The sequence below is a fragment of the Rahnella victoriana genome (assembly GCF_004330295.1).
GTDB lineage: Bacteria > Pseudomonadota > Gammaproteobacteria > Enterobacterales > Enterobacteriaceae > Rahnella > Rahnella victoriana.
This window is the reverse complement of record NZ_SJOJ01000001.1, coordinates 99,251-112,082: the sequence shown is the minus strand read 5'-3', so window position 1 is coordinate 112,082 and position 12,832 is coordinate 99,251. Positions and strand designations below refer to the sequence as shown.

12 protein-coding genes and 1 tRNA gene are annotated in these 12,832 nt (G+C 54.8%); 4 read left to right on the top strand and 9 right to left on the bottom strand.

Going from position 1 to position 12,832, the window contains the following annotated elements; genetic code table 11:
* Window positions 1-5: 5 nt before the first annotated feature.
* From EYY67_RS00550 to rutA, 8 genes are all read right to left on the bottom strand, one after another.
* Window positions 6-1,646 carry a TIGR04028 family ABC transporter substrate-binding protein gene (locus EYY67_RS00550; protein ID WP_131692594.1) on the bottom strand — a complete coding sequence of 547 codons (1,641 nt, stop codon included), beginning with the start codon at window positions 1,644-1,646 and terminating at the stop codon, window positions 6-8.
* 253 nt (window positions 1,647-1,899) lie between these two features.
* Window positions 1,900-3,246, bottom strand: coding sequence for a pyrimidine utilization transport protein G (gene rutG / locus EYY67_RS00545; RefSeq protein WP_131692593.1), 1,347 nt, complete (start codon window positions 3,244-3,246; stop codon window positions 1,900-1,902).
* Window positions 3,247-3,277: 31 nt separating this feature from the next.
* The gene (gene rutF / locus EYY67_RS00540; protein WP_131692592.1) at window positions 3,278-3,868 is read right to left on the bottom strand and encodes an NADH-dependent FMN reductase RutF; all 591 of its coding nucleotides are present in this window, start codon (window positions 3,866-3,868) and stop codon (window positions 3,278-3,280) included.
* A 31-nt stretch (window positions 3,869-3,899) separates the two neighbouring features.
* A complete protein-coding gene (locus tag EYY67_RS00535; RefSeq protein WP_131692591.1) occupies window positions 3,900-4,490 on the bottom strand; it encodes a malonic semialdehyde reductase in 591 nt (196 codons plus the stop codon).
* Window positions 4,475-5,314: a pyrimidine utilization protein D gene (gene rutD / locus EYY67_RS00530; protein ID WP_095921288.1), complete on the bottom strand. Its 840-nt coding sequence runs from the start codon at window positions 5,312-5,314 to the stop codon at window positions 4,475-4,477. Before rutD ends, EYY67_RS00535 begins: the two co-directional genes overlap by 16 nt.
* 41 nt (window positions 5,315-5,355) lie before the next feature.
* The gene (rutC, locus tag EYY67_RS00525; RefSeq protein ID WP_047606165.1) at window positions 5,356-5,742 is read right to left on the bottom strand and encodes a pyrimidine utilization protein C; all 387 of its coding nucleotides are present in this window, start codon (window positions 5,740-5,742) and stop codon (window positions 5,356-5,358) included.
* A gap of 26 nt (window positions 5,743-5,768) precedes the next feature.
* Window positions 5,769-6,521 (bottom strand): pyrimidine utilization protein B, encoded by a 753-nt coding sequence (rutB, locus tag EYY67_RS00520; protein ID WP_181955514.1) that lies wholly within the window; start codon window positions 6,519-6,521, stop codon window positions 5,769-5,771.
* Window positions 6,518-7,609 (bottom strand): pyrimidine utilization protein A, encoded by a 1,092-nt coding sequence (rutA, locus tag EYY67_RS00515; RefSeq protein WP_119826523.1) that lies wholly within the window; start codon window positions 7,607-7,609, stop codon window positions 6,518-6,520. Before rutA ends, rutB begins: the two co-directional genes overlap by 4 nt.
* A gap of 324 nt (window positions 7,610-7,933) precedes the next feature.
* Here rutA and rutR point away from each other — a divergent pair, with 324 nt between their 5' ends.
* A complete protein-coding gene (gene rutR, locus EYY67_RS00510) occupies window positions 7,934-8,623 on the top strand; it encodes an HTH-type transcriptional regulator RutR (protein ID WP_131692590.1) in 690 nt (229 codons plus the stop codon).
* Between the two features lie 9 nt (window positions 8,624-8,632).
* The gene (locus EYY67_RS00505; protein WP_095921291.1) at window positions 8,633-9,622 is read left to right on the top strand and encodes a metal-dependent hydrolase; all 990 of its coding nucleotides are present in this window, start codon (window positions 8,633-8,635) and stop codon (window positions 9,620-9,622) included.
* A 57-nt stretch (window positions 9,623-9,679) separates the two neighbouring features.
* Here the strand turns inward: EYY67_RS00505 and cycA are convergent, their stop codons facing one another.
* The gene (gene cycA, locus EYY67_RS00500; protein WP_095921292.1) at window positions 9,680-11,080 is read right to left on the bottom strand and encodes a D-serine/D-alanine/glycine transporter; all 1,401 of its coding nucleotides are present in this window, start codon (window positions 11,078-11,080) and stop codon (window positions 9,680-9,682) included.
* A 372-nt stretch (window positions 11,081-11,452) separates the two neighbouring features.
* Here cycA and EYY67_RS00495 point away from each other — a divergent pair.
* Window positions 11,453-11,528 (top strand) — tRNA-Lys (locus EYY67_RS00495).
* 193 nt (window positions 11,529-11,721) lie between these two features.
* The gene (locus tag EYY67_RS00490) at window positions 11,722-12,822 is read left to right on the top strand and encodes a glycosyltransferase family 9 protein (RefSeq protein ID WP_131692589.1); all 1,101 of its coding nucleotides are present in this window, start codon (window positions 11,722-11,724) and stop codon (window positions 12,820-12,822) included.
* Window positions 12,823-12,832: the final 10 nt, after the last annotated feature.

Below are 12,832 nucleotides of genomic sequence, written 5' to 3'. Positions count from 1 at the left end.
GTCTGTTAATGCTTTTCCAGCCATGCGCCGTAGAAGCTCGGACGCCCGACCGCTTCAAAGCTGACGCCTTTGAAATACGGCGCACCGGCAAACACCTGCGGCTCTTCGAAAATCGGAATGACATACGCCTGATCCAGCAGGTAGTTCTGCACGTCGCCGGTCAGTGCCAGACGTTTTTTCGGATCGACTTCGGCTGAAATGGCGGTCAGCAGGTCGTTAAGTTTGTCGTCGCGGAAGCTTTTCACCTTGCTGCTCAGGCCGCCTTTTTGCAGCAGCGCATCGCGGTTGGTCGGGTAGAAGGAGCTTTTGATCACGTCCGGATCGGCGCGTCCGACTTCCACCACGTTGGCCGGGGTTTTCTCGGGATCAAGGTTATCCGCCACGCGGCTGCCCGCATCGCCCGCCAGAATATTCAGCTTTGCGCCGACCTGACTCCATTGCTGGGAGACCAGCTGCAACACCTCTTTGTTCTGCGGCTGTGGCAGGGATTCATAAATGGTCAGCGACAGCGTTTTGCCGTCTTTCTGGCGGATGCCGTTCGGACCCGGTTTCCAGCCCGCTTCATCCAGCAGCTTTTTGGACAGCGTCGGGTCGTAGGTCAGCTTGTTGCTCAGATCGACATAACCGGCCGCTGTTTTGGCAATCACAGAGGTGGCCTGCGGATAGTTCGGCGAGAACAGCGTATCGACCACCTGTTTGCTGTTGGTGGCGTGCAGCAGCGCCTGACGTACTTTCAGATCGGATACCAGCGCGTTGTCCGGCCGGAACGAAATGCTGTCGTTGACACCTTTGGTCGGCGCGGCATAAATCGGGAAGTTCTGGTCTTTGGCCTGTTTCTCGTCATACGCCTGAACCTGACGGATGAAATCTGCCTGACCCGCCAGCAGCGCGCCGATACGCACGCTGTCTTCGCCGGTGACGATCACTTTGATGCCGTCAAGATTGGCGCGACCTTGCTGTTTGAGGTTTTTCGGCCCCCAGTGGTAATCCTTACGCGCGGTCAGATCGACTTCGCGACCCAGCGTTTCTTTGCTGACCACGAACGGGCCGGAACCGATGATGTGCGTGGCGTCGCCCAGCGCATCAAAGTTGCGATCCAGCGTGCTCAGCGATACCAGACCGGAGCCAATGGTCGCGGTGCCCTGCAGGAAGCCCGGCGAGGATTTTTTGAAATAGAACTTCACGGTCAGCGGATCGACCACTTCGCTGTGGTCATAATTGTTGATGACTTCGGAGACCGGCAGGTGATGCGCTTTATTGCCCAGACCGTAAGTATCAAAGTTTTTGGCCACCGCGCTGGCATCCAGCGGCGTGCCGTCGGAGAAGGTCACGCCCGGCCGCAGTTTGAAGGTGTACTCGGTTTTGTCGGCATTGAACGACCAGGATTCGGCGATCCAGGGTTCTATTTCCAGCGTCTTCGGATTCTGATAGGTCAGTTTGTCGGTGATCTGATTCAGGATGCCGCCGTTCGGGTAGAAGCCGCCAGCGGGCGGATACAGGTTGGTGTGCGCCTGTTGTTCCAGATAAATCAGGGTGCCGCCCTGAACCGGTGTGCCGTCAGCGGCGAGAACAGAAAACGTGCTGGTGAGAAGTGCCCCTAAAGCCAGTGCGCGGGTCACCGCGTTAATCCGGCGAATGTTCTTCATCGTTAAACCCTTTTTCTTATTGGTCATGGTGGCAGGTGATGACTCTGGCTTCTTAGAACCAAAGTGCTGAACCCATAACAAACCAATTTAAAGGGCAGGTGAACGAAGGAATTTTGCAATCGTTAGCTGGAAACGGCATTAGGGAAAACGGGCGGGAGGCAGAAAGAAAAAAACCAGCGGCTAATCCGGACGGGTGGACCGGCTAACCGCTGGCGATCATCAAAAATGATGAGCTAAGGAGAAACTGAGGTCGTCAGTGATCTTTTAATGCAGCTTCTGTGCCAGTTTTTATTTCAGGCTGCGTTTTAAGCTGTTTGCTGCGGCTGAGGAAGGCATTCAGCAAAATCGCGCCAAAGGTTGCCGTGCCGATGCCGCCCATGCTGAAGCCGCCCAGACTCAGGGTAAAGTTGCCTGCGCCCAGTACCAGCGTGACCGCCACCATGATCAGATTTCCGTTAAGTCCCAGATCCACCTGATTTTGTACCCAGATGCGGGCACCGGCCACGGCAATCAATCCGAACACCACAATCGATGCGCCACCGAGTACCGGCCCCGGAATAGTGTGGATCAGTGCACCAAATTTGGGCGAGAAGCCCAACACAATGGCAACGAGGGCGGCGGCGACAAAAATCAGTGTGGAGTAAATCTTGGTCACCGCCATCACGCCGATGTTTTCTGCGTAGGTGGTGACGCCGGTCCCGCCTGCCGAGGCGGAAAGTAAGGTCGCCAGACCGTCGCCGACAAACGCGCGACCCATGTACGGGTCCAGGTTTTTGCCGGTCATGCCCGCCACCGCTTTAATGTGGCCGAGGTTTTCCGCCACCAGAATCACCGCCACCGGGGCGATCATCAGCATGGCGTGAGAACTGAACACCGGCGTGGTGATGGTCGGTACGCCAAACCACGGCGCCTGTGCCACGGCGCTGAAATCCACCGGTGCGCCCAGCCCGAGGCCGTTGGTGATCACCATGTAAATCAGGTACGCCGCCACCAGCCCGAGCAGCAGCAACAGACGCTGCACCAGACCGCGGGTGAACACCGCCACCGAGCCGATACACAGCACGGTCATCACCGCCATCCAGCTGTCAAACGATGAAGCCGAGACGCTGTTAATGGCAATCGGCGCGAGGTTCAGACCTATCGCCATCACCACCGCACCGGTCACCACCGGCGGCATCAGGCGCTCAATCCAGCGCGTGCCGACCGCCATCACCACAAAACCGATCAACGTATAAATCACGCCGCAGGCAATAATGCCGCCCAGCGCCACGCCGATATTCGGGTTCGCGCCGTGGCCGCTGTAGCCGGTCACTGCGATCACCAGCCCGACAAACGCGGCGCTGGATCCGAGATAACTGGGCACACGTCCGCCCACCACCAGAAAGAACAGCAGGGTGCCGATGCCCGACATCAGGATCGCCATGTTGGCGTCAAAACCCATCAGCAAAGGCATTAACACCGTGGCACCAAACATCGCCACCGTATGTTGCAGCCCCATGATCACCGTCGATCCGAACGGCAGCCGCTCATCCGGCGCGATCACCGCGCCATCCAGATTGCCTTCTCTTTTATGCCATTGTGGAAACCAGGTATTCGCCATGCACGACCCTTACTAAGTTGAGAGGATTGAGTTAACAGGCTATCTGACGCATCAGCGGGTGATAGCGCCGGTCGAAATACACCAGTCCGTGGCTGTCGTCGTTGCGTCGTAATGCAACGGCTTCACAAAATAAAATGTCGTGGGTGCCGACGCGGGTGATTTGCGTGACCTTGCAGTCAAACGACACCAGCGCGTCGGTGAGGATCGGCGAACCGGTGGCAAGACGCGCCCACTCGGCGGCGTCGAAGCGTTGCTCCATCGGCGTTTTGCCGCCAAATAAATTGGACAGCGACTCATGGCAATCGGCCAGCGTGTTCACGCACAGCACCTGATTTTGCGTAAACGCCGGATGCACCGAGGCGGAACGGTTCAGGCAGACCAGCAATGTCGGCGGCGTATCGGTGACGCTGCACACGGCTGACGCGGTGAAACCTGCCCGCCCGCCGGGGCCGTCGGTGGTTATGATGTTGACGGCAGAACCGAGACGCGCCATCGCATCGCGGTACTCTTGTTTCTCAACGGCGGCTTGTTTTTCAACGACAGCTTGTTTCTCAACGGCAGCCTGTTGTTCAACGACAGGCATATCGGTAGCGGGCAATGTGGCGTTCAGGGTGGATGGCATGGTCGTGTCCTCAGAGTTTAATCAGTGATGCTTACAGCACGCGGCATGCGCGGTCGAAATCAAGGCGGGGCGCGCGCGGATACACTTTGCTGCTGTCGCCGTAACCGATGTTGATCAGAAAATTGGATTTCCAGCCTTCCTGCGCCAGAAAGGTGTCATCGACCTTCGCGTTGTCAAAACCTGACATCGCGCCGGTGTCCAGACCCAGCGAGCGGCAGGCCATGATCAGATACGCGGCCTGCAAACTGCTGTTGCGGAACGCTGTATCGTGGGCCAGTTGCGGGCTGGAGGTGAACCACGAACGGGCATCGCCGGACGGATACAGCTCGGGCAGCAGTTCGTAGAATTCCGGATCCCAGGCAATGATCGCCGTGACCGGTGCGGTCATAGTTTTCTTCAGATTGCCGCCAGAAAGCGCCGGAGCCAGTTTTTCTTTTGCTTCCTGACTCTGAATAAACACGATACGCAGCGGGCTGCAGTTGGCCGAGGTTGGCCCCATGCGTGCCAGATCGTAAATCGTTTTCAGCTGTGCGCCGGTCACCGGCTTATCCAGCCAGCCGTTGTGGGTGCGGGCGTCGGTGAATAAGGTTGCCAGTGCGCTGGCGGTTAATGCTTCGGCCATGATGTCTCCGTGGGCAGACGACCGGCAGGTGCGGCAGAAGCTTGCGATGAATGCCGCAGCAGCCAGTCCAGTAAAATCGGGTTAAAGGTTTCCGGGTCGGTCACGCTCATGGCATGACCGCCGTACAGCATTTGGGTGTGTTCGCCGTGGGGCAGGCGGGATGCGAGATCCACCGAACGCGACCACGGCACCAGCAGATCATCTTTACAGCTGAACGCCAGCGTCGGCGTAATCACCTGACCGAGGCTTTCCGTCAGGTCTGAATCCATCAGCGCCTGTAAACGGTGCAGCAGGTTTTCCATCCCCTGAAAATGCGCCACCTGATGCTGGCGCTCTTCCTGCAATAACGCCTCATGTTCAGAAAGCCAGTCCCCCGGATACAGAAACAGCGGCTGCGCCTGCACATAGGCATCCACGCCGCTGTTGAGCAGCAGATTTTGCCGCACTTCAAAGCAGCGCCGCGTCTGGCTGTCGAGCTTCGTCCAGCCGTTAATCACCACCAGACTTTGCAACAGCGCCGGATAACGCAGGGCAAGATGCAGGCCGATGATGCCGCCGAGTGCGTGGCCGACCAGATGGCAGCGGCTGATATCCAGCCCGTTGAGCATCCCCGCCAGTTCGTCGGCCATGTCTTCCATGCGGTAACCCGCAGGCACCGTGCCCTGACTGACACCGGTGCCGTGCTGGTCATAGACCACGACGCGAAAATGTTCCGCGAGCATCGCCAGTTGGGGTTGCCAGAAGCCGCCCGAACCGCCCAGTCCCGAAGAGAGTACGACGGTTTCTGCATCCGCATTTTTCTTACCCAATACCTTGTAATACATGTTGTTTCCTCAAGGTGCTCAGGACAGGGTTTAAAAACGATTTACTTGCCGATATGGGCAACTGACGCGATTTCAATCAGCGCATCCGGTTTCACCAGCCCGCACTGAATGCAGAAGCGTGCCGGTTTTTCACCGGGGAAGTATTCGGCGTACACCTGATTCACTGCGCCGTAGTTCGCCCAGTCGGTGATAAAAATCGAGTTCATGGTGACGTCGTCCATCGTGCCGCCTGCGGTTTCGATCACGCTTTTGATGATCTCCAGTACATGACGGGTTTGCGCGGCGGCGTCGCCGACATGCACCACGTTGTTGTCTTTATCAAACGGCAGGGTGCCGGAAACGTACACCACGCCATCGGCGAGGGTGCCCGGAACAAACGGAGCCAGCGGAACGCCGCTGCCCGCCGGAATAATGGCGCTTTTAGGCATGGTTAATTGTCCTTTTCAGAAAGCGGTCAGGCCGCGTTTTGTTCAGTTTTGTAACCCACGGCGTCGCAGAAATTGCGCACGCTGGAGACCCAGCCAAAGAAGGTTTCGATGTTATAAATCGCGGCTTTTTGCGCGAATTCCGGTCCGGCCTGATGGGTGGCGTCTTCCAGTACCACGCCGAAATATTCCAGAAAGAACCCGTCGCGCAGCGTGGATTCGACGCACACGTTGGTGGCGATGCCGGTGAAGACCAGATGATGAATACCGTAACTGCGCAGCAGGCTGTCGAGCTGGGTATTGAAGAAGCCGCTGTAACGCGGTTTTGGCAACACAATGTCGCCCGGTTGCGGCTGAAGTTCATCGACCAGGTCATAATCCCAGTCGCCTTTTGCCAGCAGTTTGCCCATCAGTTCCGGGCGCTTGCGCATGGTTTTCAGCGCATTGGATTTGTGGAAGTTCGGCGAACCGGCACCTCCGGCTTCGACATACTGATTGTCCCAGCCGTTCTGGAAGAAAATCACTTTAATCCCGGCGGCGCGGGCGGCGGCAATCGCCACTTTGATATTGGCAATCACCGGCGCGGTGGCGGAAACATCAAAGCCCGCCAGATCCAGATAACCGCCTTGTGAGGCGTAGGCGTTTTGCATATCCACCACGATCAGCGCCGTTTGTTGCGGCGTAAAGGCAATGGCTTCAGGACGTGCTGTGAGGATCGTTTCCTCGCCGGTATTTTGGGGTTCGCGGCGTACCACAGTTTGATTCTCAACGACGTTCATCATGCGACCTCTTTCTGCTCAGTGCCGATGTGCTGGCGGGTTTTCATTAATGGCTGGATGTAACGACCGAAGTTTTCGATGCCTTGTACGAAATCGTCAAAGGTCAGCAGCACGCCGCCTGCGCCGGGCACGGTGTCGATTTCATCGAGCATTCTGGCGACGCTGGCGTAAGAACCGACCAGCGTGCCCATGTTGATATTGACCGCCGAAGTCGGGTCGGCCATCTGGCGGACGTTGGTGTCGGCTCCGGATTTGGTGTCTTTGCTGCTCTGGTCGGTCAGCCAGGCGAGTGCTTCGGCGTCAGCACCGGCTTTATACAGATCCCATTTGGCGCGGGCGGCGGCATCGGTTTCGTCGGCAATCACCATAAACAGCACGTAAGAAGAGACGTCGCGCCCTTCGGCTTCGGCCGCCGTTTTCATGCGCGCGGCGGTCGGCGCAAACGCGGTCGGGGTGTTCACGCCTTTGCCGAAGCAGAAGTTGAAGTCGGCGTGTTTAGCGGAGAATGCCATGCCGGCATCACTTTGTCCGGCGCAGATGACTTTCATCTCGCTTTGCGGGCGCGGACTGACGCGGCAGTCGTCCATTTTGAAGAATTCGCCGTCCAGCGTGCAGTGGCCGGTGCCCCACAGGTCACGCAGCACGCTAACGTACTCGGTCAGATAGTCGTAGCGGCGGGTGAAATAATCATCGCCCGGCCACATGCCCATCTGTTCGTATTCCGGTTTCTGCCAGCCGGTGACGACGTTGACGCCGAAACGGCCATTGGAGATGGAATCAATGGTAGCGGCCATGCGTGCCACAATCGCCGGAGGCATAACCAGCGTGGCGGCCGTGGCGTAAAGCTGGATGCGGGAGGTCACGGCAGCGAGGCCCGCCATCAGCGTGAACGACTCCATGTTGTGTTCCCAGAATTCGGTTTTGCCGCCGAAGCCGCGCAGTTTGATCATCGAGAGCGCGAAATCAAAATGGTAATGCTCCGCTTTCTGCACAATGGTTTTGTTCAGTTCGAAGGTCGGTTTGTACTGCGGCGCAGTTTCTGAAATTAACCAGCCGTTGTTGCCGATAGGAATAAAGACACCGATTTTCATAGCTCACCTCATGATGCAACGCGAATGAAGGAATTCAGGATCGCTATTGCAAGCCGGATGCCAGTTTTTTAATCTCTTTGATTATCAGTGCGTTGAAAATATGTTTTCATTTTTGGTGGAGCAAACGGTCTGTTTCAGACCATTTGGTCAAAAATAACTGCACATAAATCAGGCAGGATTGAACGTAAATGGTGCAATTTTGTTAAATAACACAATTATTGTGGTTATTAATTTGTTGCTTTCATTTATGCGGCGGTTAGCGATAGTCGCTTTTATTCTCATTTGTTATGCTTTGAGCCTTGCTGTTTGTCTCAGGGAGACGTTGTGAAGCCATTGGTTGAACCTCCGCAGTCTGCCGCCGGGGAAACAAAACCCCGCAAAGCGGCGGCGAAAGCACCGACGCGACGTTCGCGGGCGGTCGCGGCCAAACGCGGCACCATCATGGCCGCGGCACTGGAATTTTTCTCGTTGTACGGTCTCCACGGCACCAGCCTGGATCAGGTGGCGGAACGCGCCGACGTGTCGAAAACCAACCTGCTGTATTACTTCCCGTCGAAAGAAGATTTGTATATCGCTGTGCTGAAAGGGCTGCTGGATATCTGGCTGGCGCCGCTGAAAGCCTTGCAGCCGGATCAGCATCCGCTGGAAGCGATCCGCGAATATATCCGTCTGAAACTCTGTGTCTCCCGCGATCACCCGCAGGCGTCGCGGTTGTTTTGTCTGGAGATGGTGCAGGGTGCGCCGCTGCTGAAACAGGAACTGGGCGGCAGCCTGAAAACGCTGGTGGAAGATAAATCGGATGTGATCCGCGGCTGGATTAAAGAGGAGCTGATCGCCCCGGTTGACCCGATGCAGCTGATTTTTATGCTGTGGGCGACCACGCAACATTACGCCGATTTTGGTGTACAGGTTGAAGCCATCACCGGCAAAACGCTCAGCGAACCTGACTACTTTGAGCAAACGGTGAGCAACGTGCAGCGCATTATTACCGAAGGCATCCAGCGTCGGGATTAAGGGGTCAGAATGGATTCGGTTTCGCAGTTAGTGTTAGGGGCGGCCATCGGTATTGCGGTGATGGGCAAACGCACGCCGGTGTGGAAATCCGCACTGGCCGGGGCGGTGTGCGGCACACTGCCCGATCTGGACGTGTTTTACGATCACGGTGACGCCATCAGCAATATGACGATGCACCGCACCGAAAGCCATGCGTTGTTTTATCTGACGCTGATTTCACCGCTGCTGGCCTGGCTGATGGCAAAACTGTTCAGCGGCGGACAACATTTCCGCCACTGGTGGGGCGCGGTCTGGCTGGCGTTGATCACCCATCCGCTGCTGGACTTAATGACCGTTTACGGTACGCAGCTCGGATTGCCATTCACAAATTATCCGTTTGCGGTCGGCAGTGTTTTTATTATCGATCCGCTTTATACCTTACCGCTGATCATCGGCGTCGGGCTGGCGCTGTATCGCGAACAACAGCGCGGCATCATGTGGAACAACGTGCTGCTGGGCATCAGTTGCCTGTATCTGGTGTGTACCGTAGTTGAACAGCATCAGGTGACGCGGCACGTCGGCGAAGAACTGCAACGCCAGAATATCGAAAGCACGCAGGTGCTGGTCACGCCGACACCGCTCAATTCGCTGGTGTGGCGGGTGGTGGTGATGCGCCGTGACAGCTATGGTGAAGGGTTTACCTCGCTGCTGCACCCGGATTCCCCGATCCGTTTCCGCTTCTATCCGCGTGGCGAAGCCTTATATGCAGCGCATAAAGACAATGCGTTTCTGGCGCGCGTCGCCTGGTTCAGCCACGGTTTTTACAGCGTGAAAGAACAGGGCGGCCATATTCTGGTCAGCGATTTGCGCATGGGGCAGGAACCGGATTACACCTTTGTGTTTGATCTCGGTGAAATGAAACCCGGCGCGCCACCGGAACTGCCGGTGAAAGTGGCCTCCGTCAGACCCACAGCGGCGAAAATGTGGGCACAGTTCAGGCAGGCGCTGGAGGTGGAGTGATCCGCCAAAACGTAAAAAGGAGCCAGATGGCTCCTCTTCTTCTCATGAGTTTATCACTCAGGCTTTACGGCTGCGCCTGCGTAACCCATACCCAATCCCAAGGATCACAAACCACAGCGGCGTGACCATCAGCGCCTGTCGGGTGTCATCCTGCAAGGTCAGCAGAACCAGAACGAAGGCGAAGAACGCCATACACACCCAGCACATCAGTTTGCCGAGAGGCATTTTGTAGATGGATGCTTCATGCAACTGCGGGCGCTGACGACGATAGACCAGATACGAGCAAAGGATGATGGTCCAGACGAACATAAACAGGATCGCAGAAACGGTGGTGACCAGCGTGAAGACCGTCACTACGTTCGGGATCAGGTAAATCAGCACTACACCGCCGAGCAGGCAGATGCAGGAGAAGGTCAGGCCGTTTGACGGGACCGCGCGGGAGGAGAGCTTACCGAAGGCTTTCGGCGCGTTGCCTTCCTGAGCCAGACCAAACAGCATGCGGCTGGTGGAGAACACCCCGCTGTTGGCGGAGGATGCCGCAGACGTCAGCACCACGAAGTTAATGATGCTCGCCGCCGCCGGAAGACCGGCCAGAACGAACAACTCAACAAACGGGCTTTTATCCGCCACCACGTGGCTCCAGGGTGTCACGGACATAATCATGATCAGCGAGAAGACGTAGAACATGATGATACGCAGCGGAATGGCGTTGATGGCGCGCGGCAGGGATTTCTGCGGATCTTTGGTTTCGGCGGCGGTCGTGCCGACCAGTTCGATACCGACAAACGCGAACACCGCGATCTGGAAACCAGCAAAGAAGCCGCTGACGCCTTTCGGGAAGAATCCGCCGTCATTCCACAGGTTGCTGAATGAGGCAACGGTGCCGGTCGGCGTCTGGAAGTGTGTCAGTACCATCACCAGCCCGGCGATAATCAACCCGACAATGGCAACGATTTTAATCATCGCAAACCAGAACTCCATCTCACCGAACATTTTCACGGTGGCGAGATTGAGGCTCAGCAGCACCAGCACGCAGAGCAGGGATGCGACCCATTGCGACAGTCCGGGGAACCAGAACTGTGCGTAGGCCGTGATGGCGACGACATCAGCAATGCCGGTGACCACCCAGCAGAACCAGTAGGTCCAGCCGGTGAAATATCCGGCCCACGGGCCCAGCAGGTCAGCAGCAAAGTCGCTGAAGGATTTGTATTCAAGATTGGACAGTAACAGTTCGCCCATCGCACGCATGACGAAAAACAGCATAAAGCCGATGATCATGTAGACGAAAATAATGGACGGACCGGCGAGGCTGATGGTTTTACCGGAGCCCATAAACAGGCCGGTACCGATAGCGCCACCGATGGCAATAAGCTGGATATGGCGGTTGGAGAGATTTCGCCGCAAACCTTCAGCGTTCTCTTCCTCCGGCTGGACGAGGATTTTTGACTCTTCTTGCATGTTGTATTGATTCCTGTTTTTTGCTTTTTGCGTATGAACTCCGCCATATCGCATTCATTTACGTCAGTCTTTTGAGCTCTGAACGGCTCTTTTATCACCACAACTGGAACGACAGTTGCTGCGGATGGTGTAATAGTAATGTTAAGTGCGCATTTATTATAACTGGCATGAAAAATGCCGAAGAAAAAAATGTATCGTATTTTTTACATCGCGGATAATTGAGTGTTAATTAATCAAATGTCAGTGACGAAGGCGGGAATAATACCTTTTTTGCCCGTGATGAGCTTCACAAATATCTCTGAGAATAACGGCAAATAAAGTGGGGATAAGCGTTTGACATCCTCAGACGACAGGAGAATAATCCTGTGCGTTGGGTCGTTAGCTCAGTCGGTAGAGCAGTTGACTCTTAATCAATTGGTCGGCGGTTCGAACCCGCCACGACCCACCAACATCCTTTCAGATCAGTGCCTCAAATCATGAAATTCCCAAAATATGTTTTCTTTTATCTCTTCATCCTTTACTACTTTCTCATGCTCCTCATTTTTAATACTATGCGTATTCATATGTCTTTGAGCGTTGAGTATTCATAACGGATCAAGACGGTTTATGAATAATTATTAGTCGTTAAGATGAGGTTATGAGTGTCCTGGAAAAATATAAGAATAAAACTTATCAACGCTTTTATTTTTTGTTATAGCCGCTGTGCGGGCAATCTGAAAAATCCTAAGACCTTCGATAAGCGCCGAAATTTTGAACGCATCGTTATTTTTTCAACCAAACGTCTTGGTGATTTTATGTTTACCACTGCCGCTATTCGGGCTGTCAGGTTACGTTATCCTTCTGCCCGGATTGTTCTGGTAACCAGTCGCCAAAACGCGGCGTTAGTGACTCCCGGAGAAAATTTTGACCGTGTATTACCGATGGATAATACATTCGGTGATATGAGGAAGCTCATTCCTGCATTGAGAGCTGAAAAACCCCAACTTGCTGTCACCCTCCATAGCAGAGCACCCTATGATGTTATTGCTTCCGTCATTTGTGGTTGCGAGTACTTATTTAAAGATTATTACCGAAATGAACCGGCGGGTTTGGATAAGTGGCTGGCGGGAGTTACCCGGGGACAAAAGCAACACATCATCCAAAGAAAGTTAGATCTGGTCAGTTTGCTGGGGTGTGATCCAAACCAAACAGAAATGTTTATACCTGGCAACATCCCTCAGTTTGAGAAAGTGTCTAACAAAAAGCTGATTGGATTTCAGATGGGGGCTTCTAAATTAACCCACCGCTGGCCTCAGGAGCATTTTGTCAAACTGGCCCAAAGATTGATAAACACCTATCCTGATTGTTTATTAATCTTAATTGGTTCTCCTGGCGAACTTGAAATTGCACAGGGTTTCATGTCGAAGATGAATGTCGAAGAACGCCTTAACATCATTGACTATGTGGGCAAAACCACAATGCCAGAATTGCTATCGATTATTAATGCGTTGGATATTCTGGTCACAAATGATACCGGTCCGCTGCATTTAGCCATTGCCGCTAAGACAAAAACGGTCAGTCTGTTTGTTCTTAATCCGCCCAATGAGAACGGACCTTACCAAAACCTCAATCTGCATAAAGTTATCTACCGACCGCCAGTGGAAGGTGAAGTCCTTGTTGATACACTGAAACATCCGATGGATAGGATCCAGGTTGAAGAAGTGTTTGATGCAGTGGTTGAAAAATGTTTCAGCAAGGTCTGATTTCACCTTC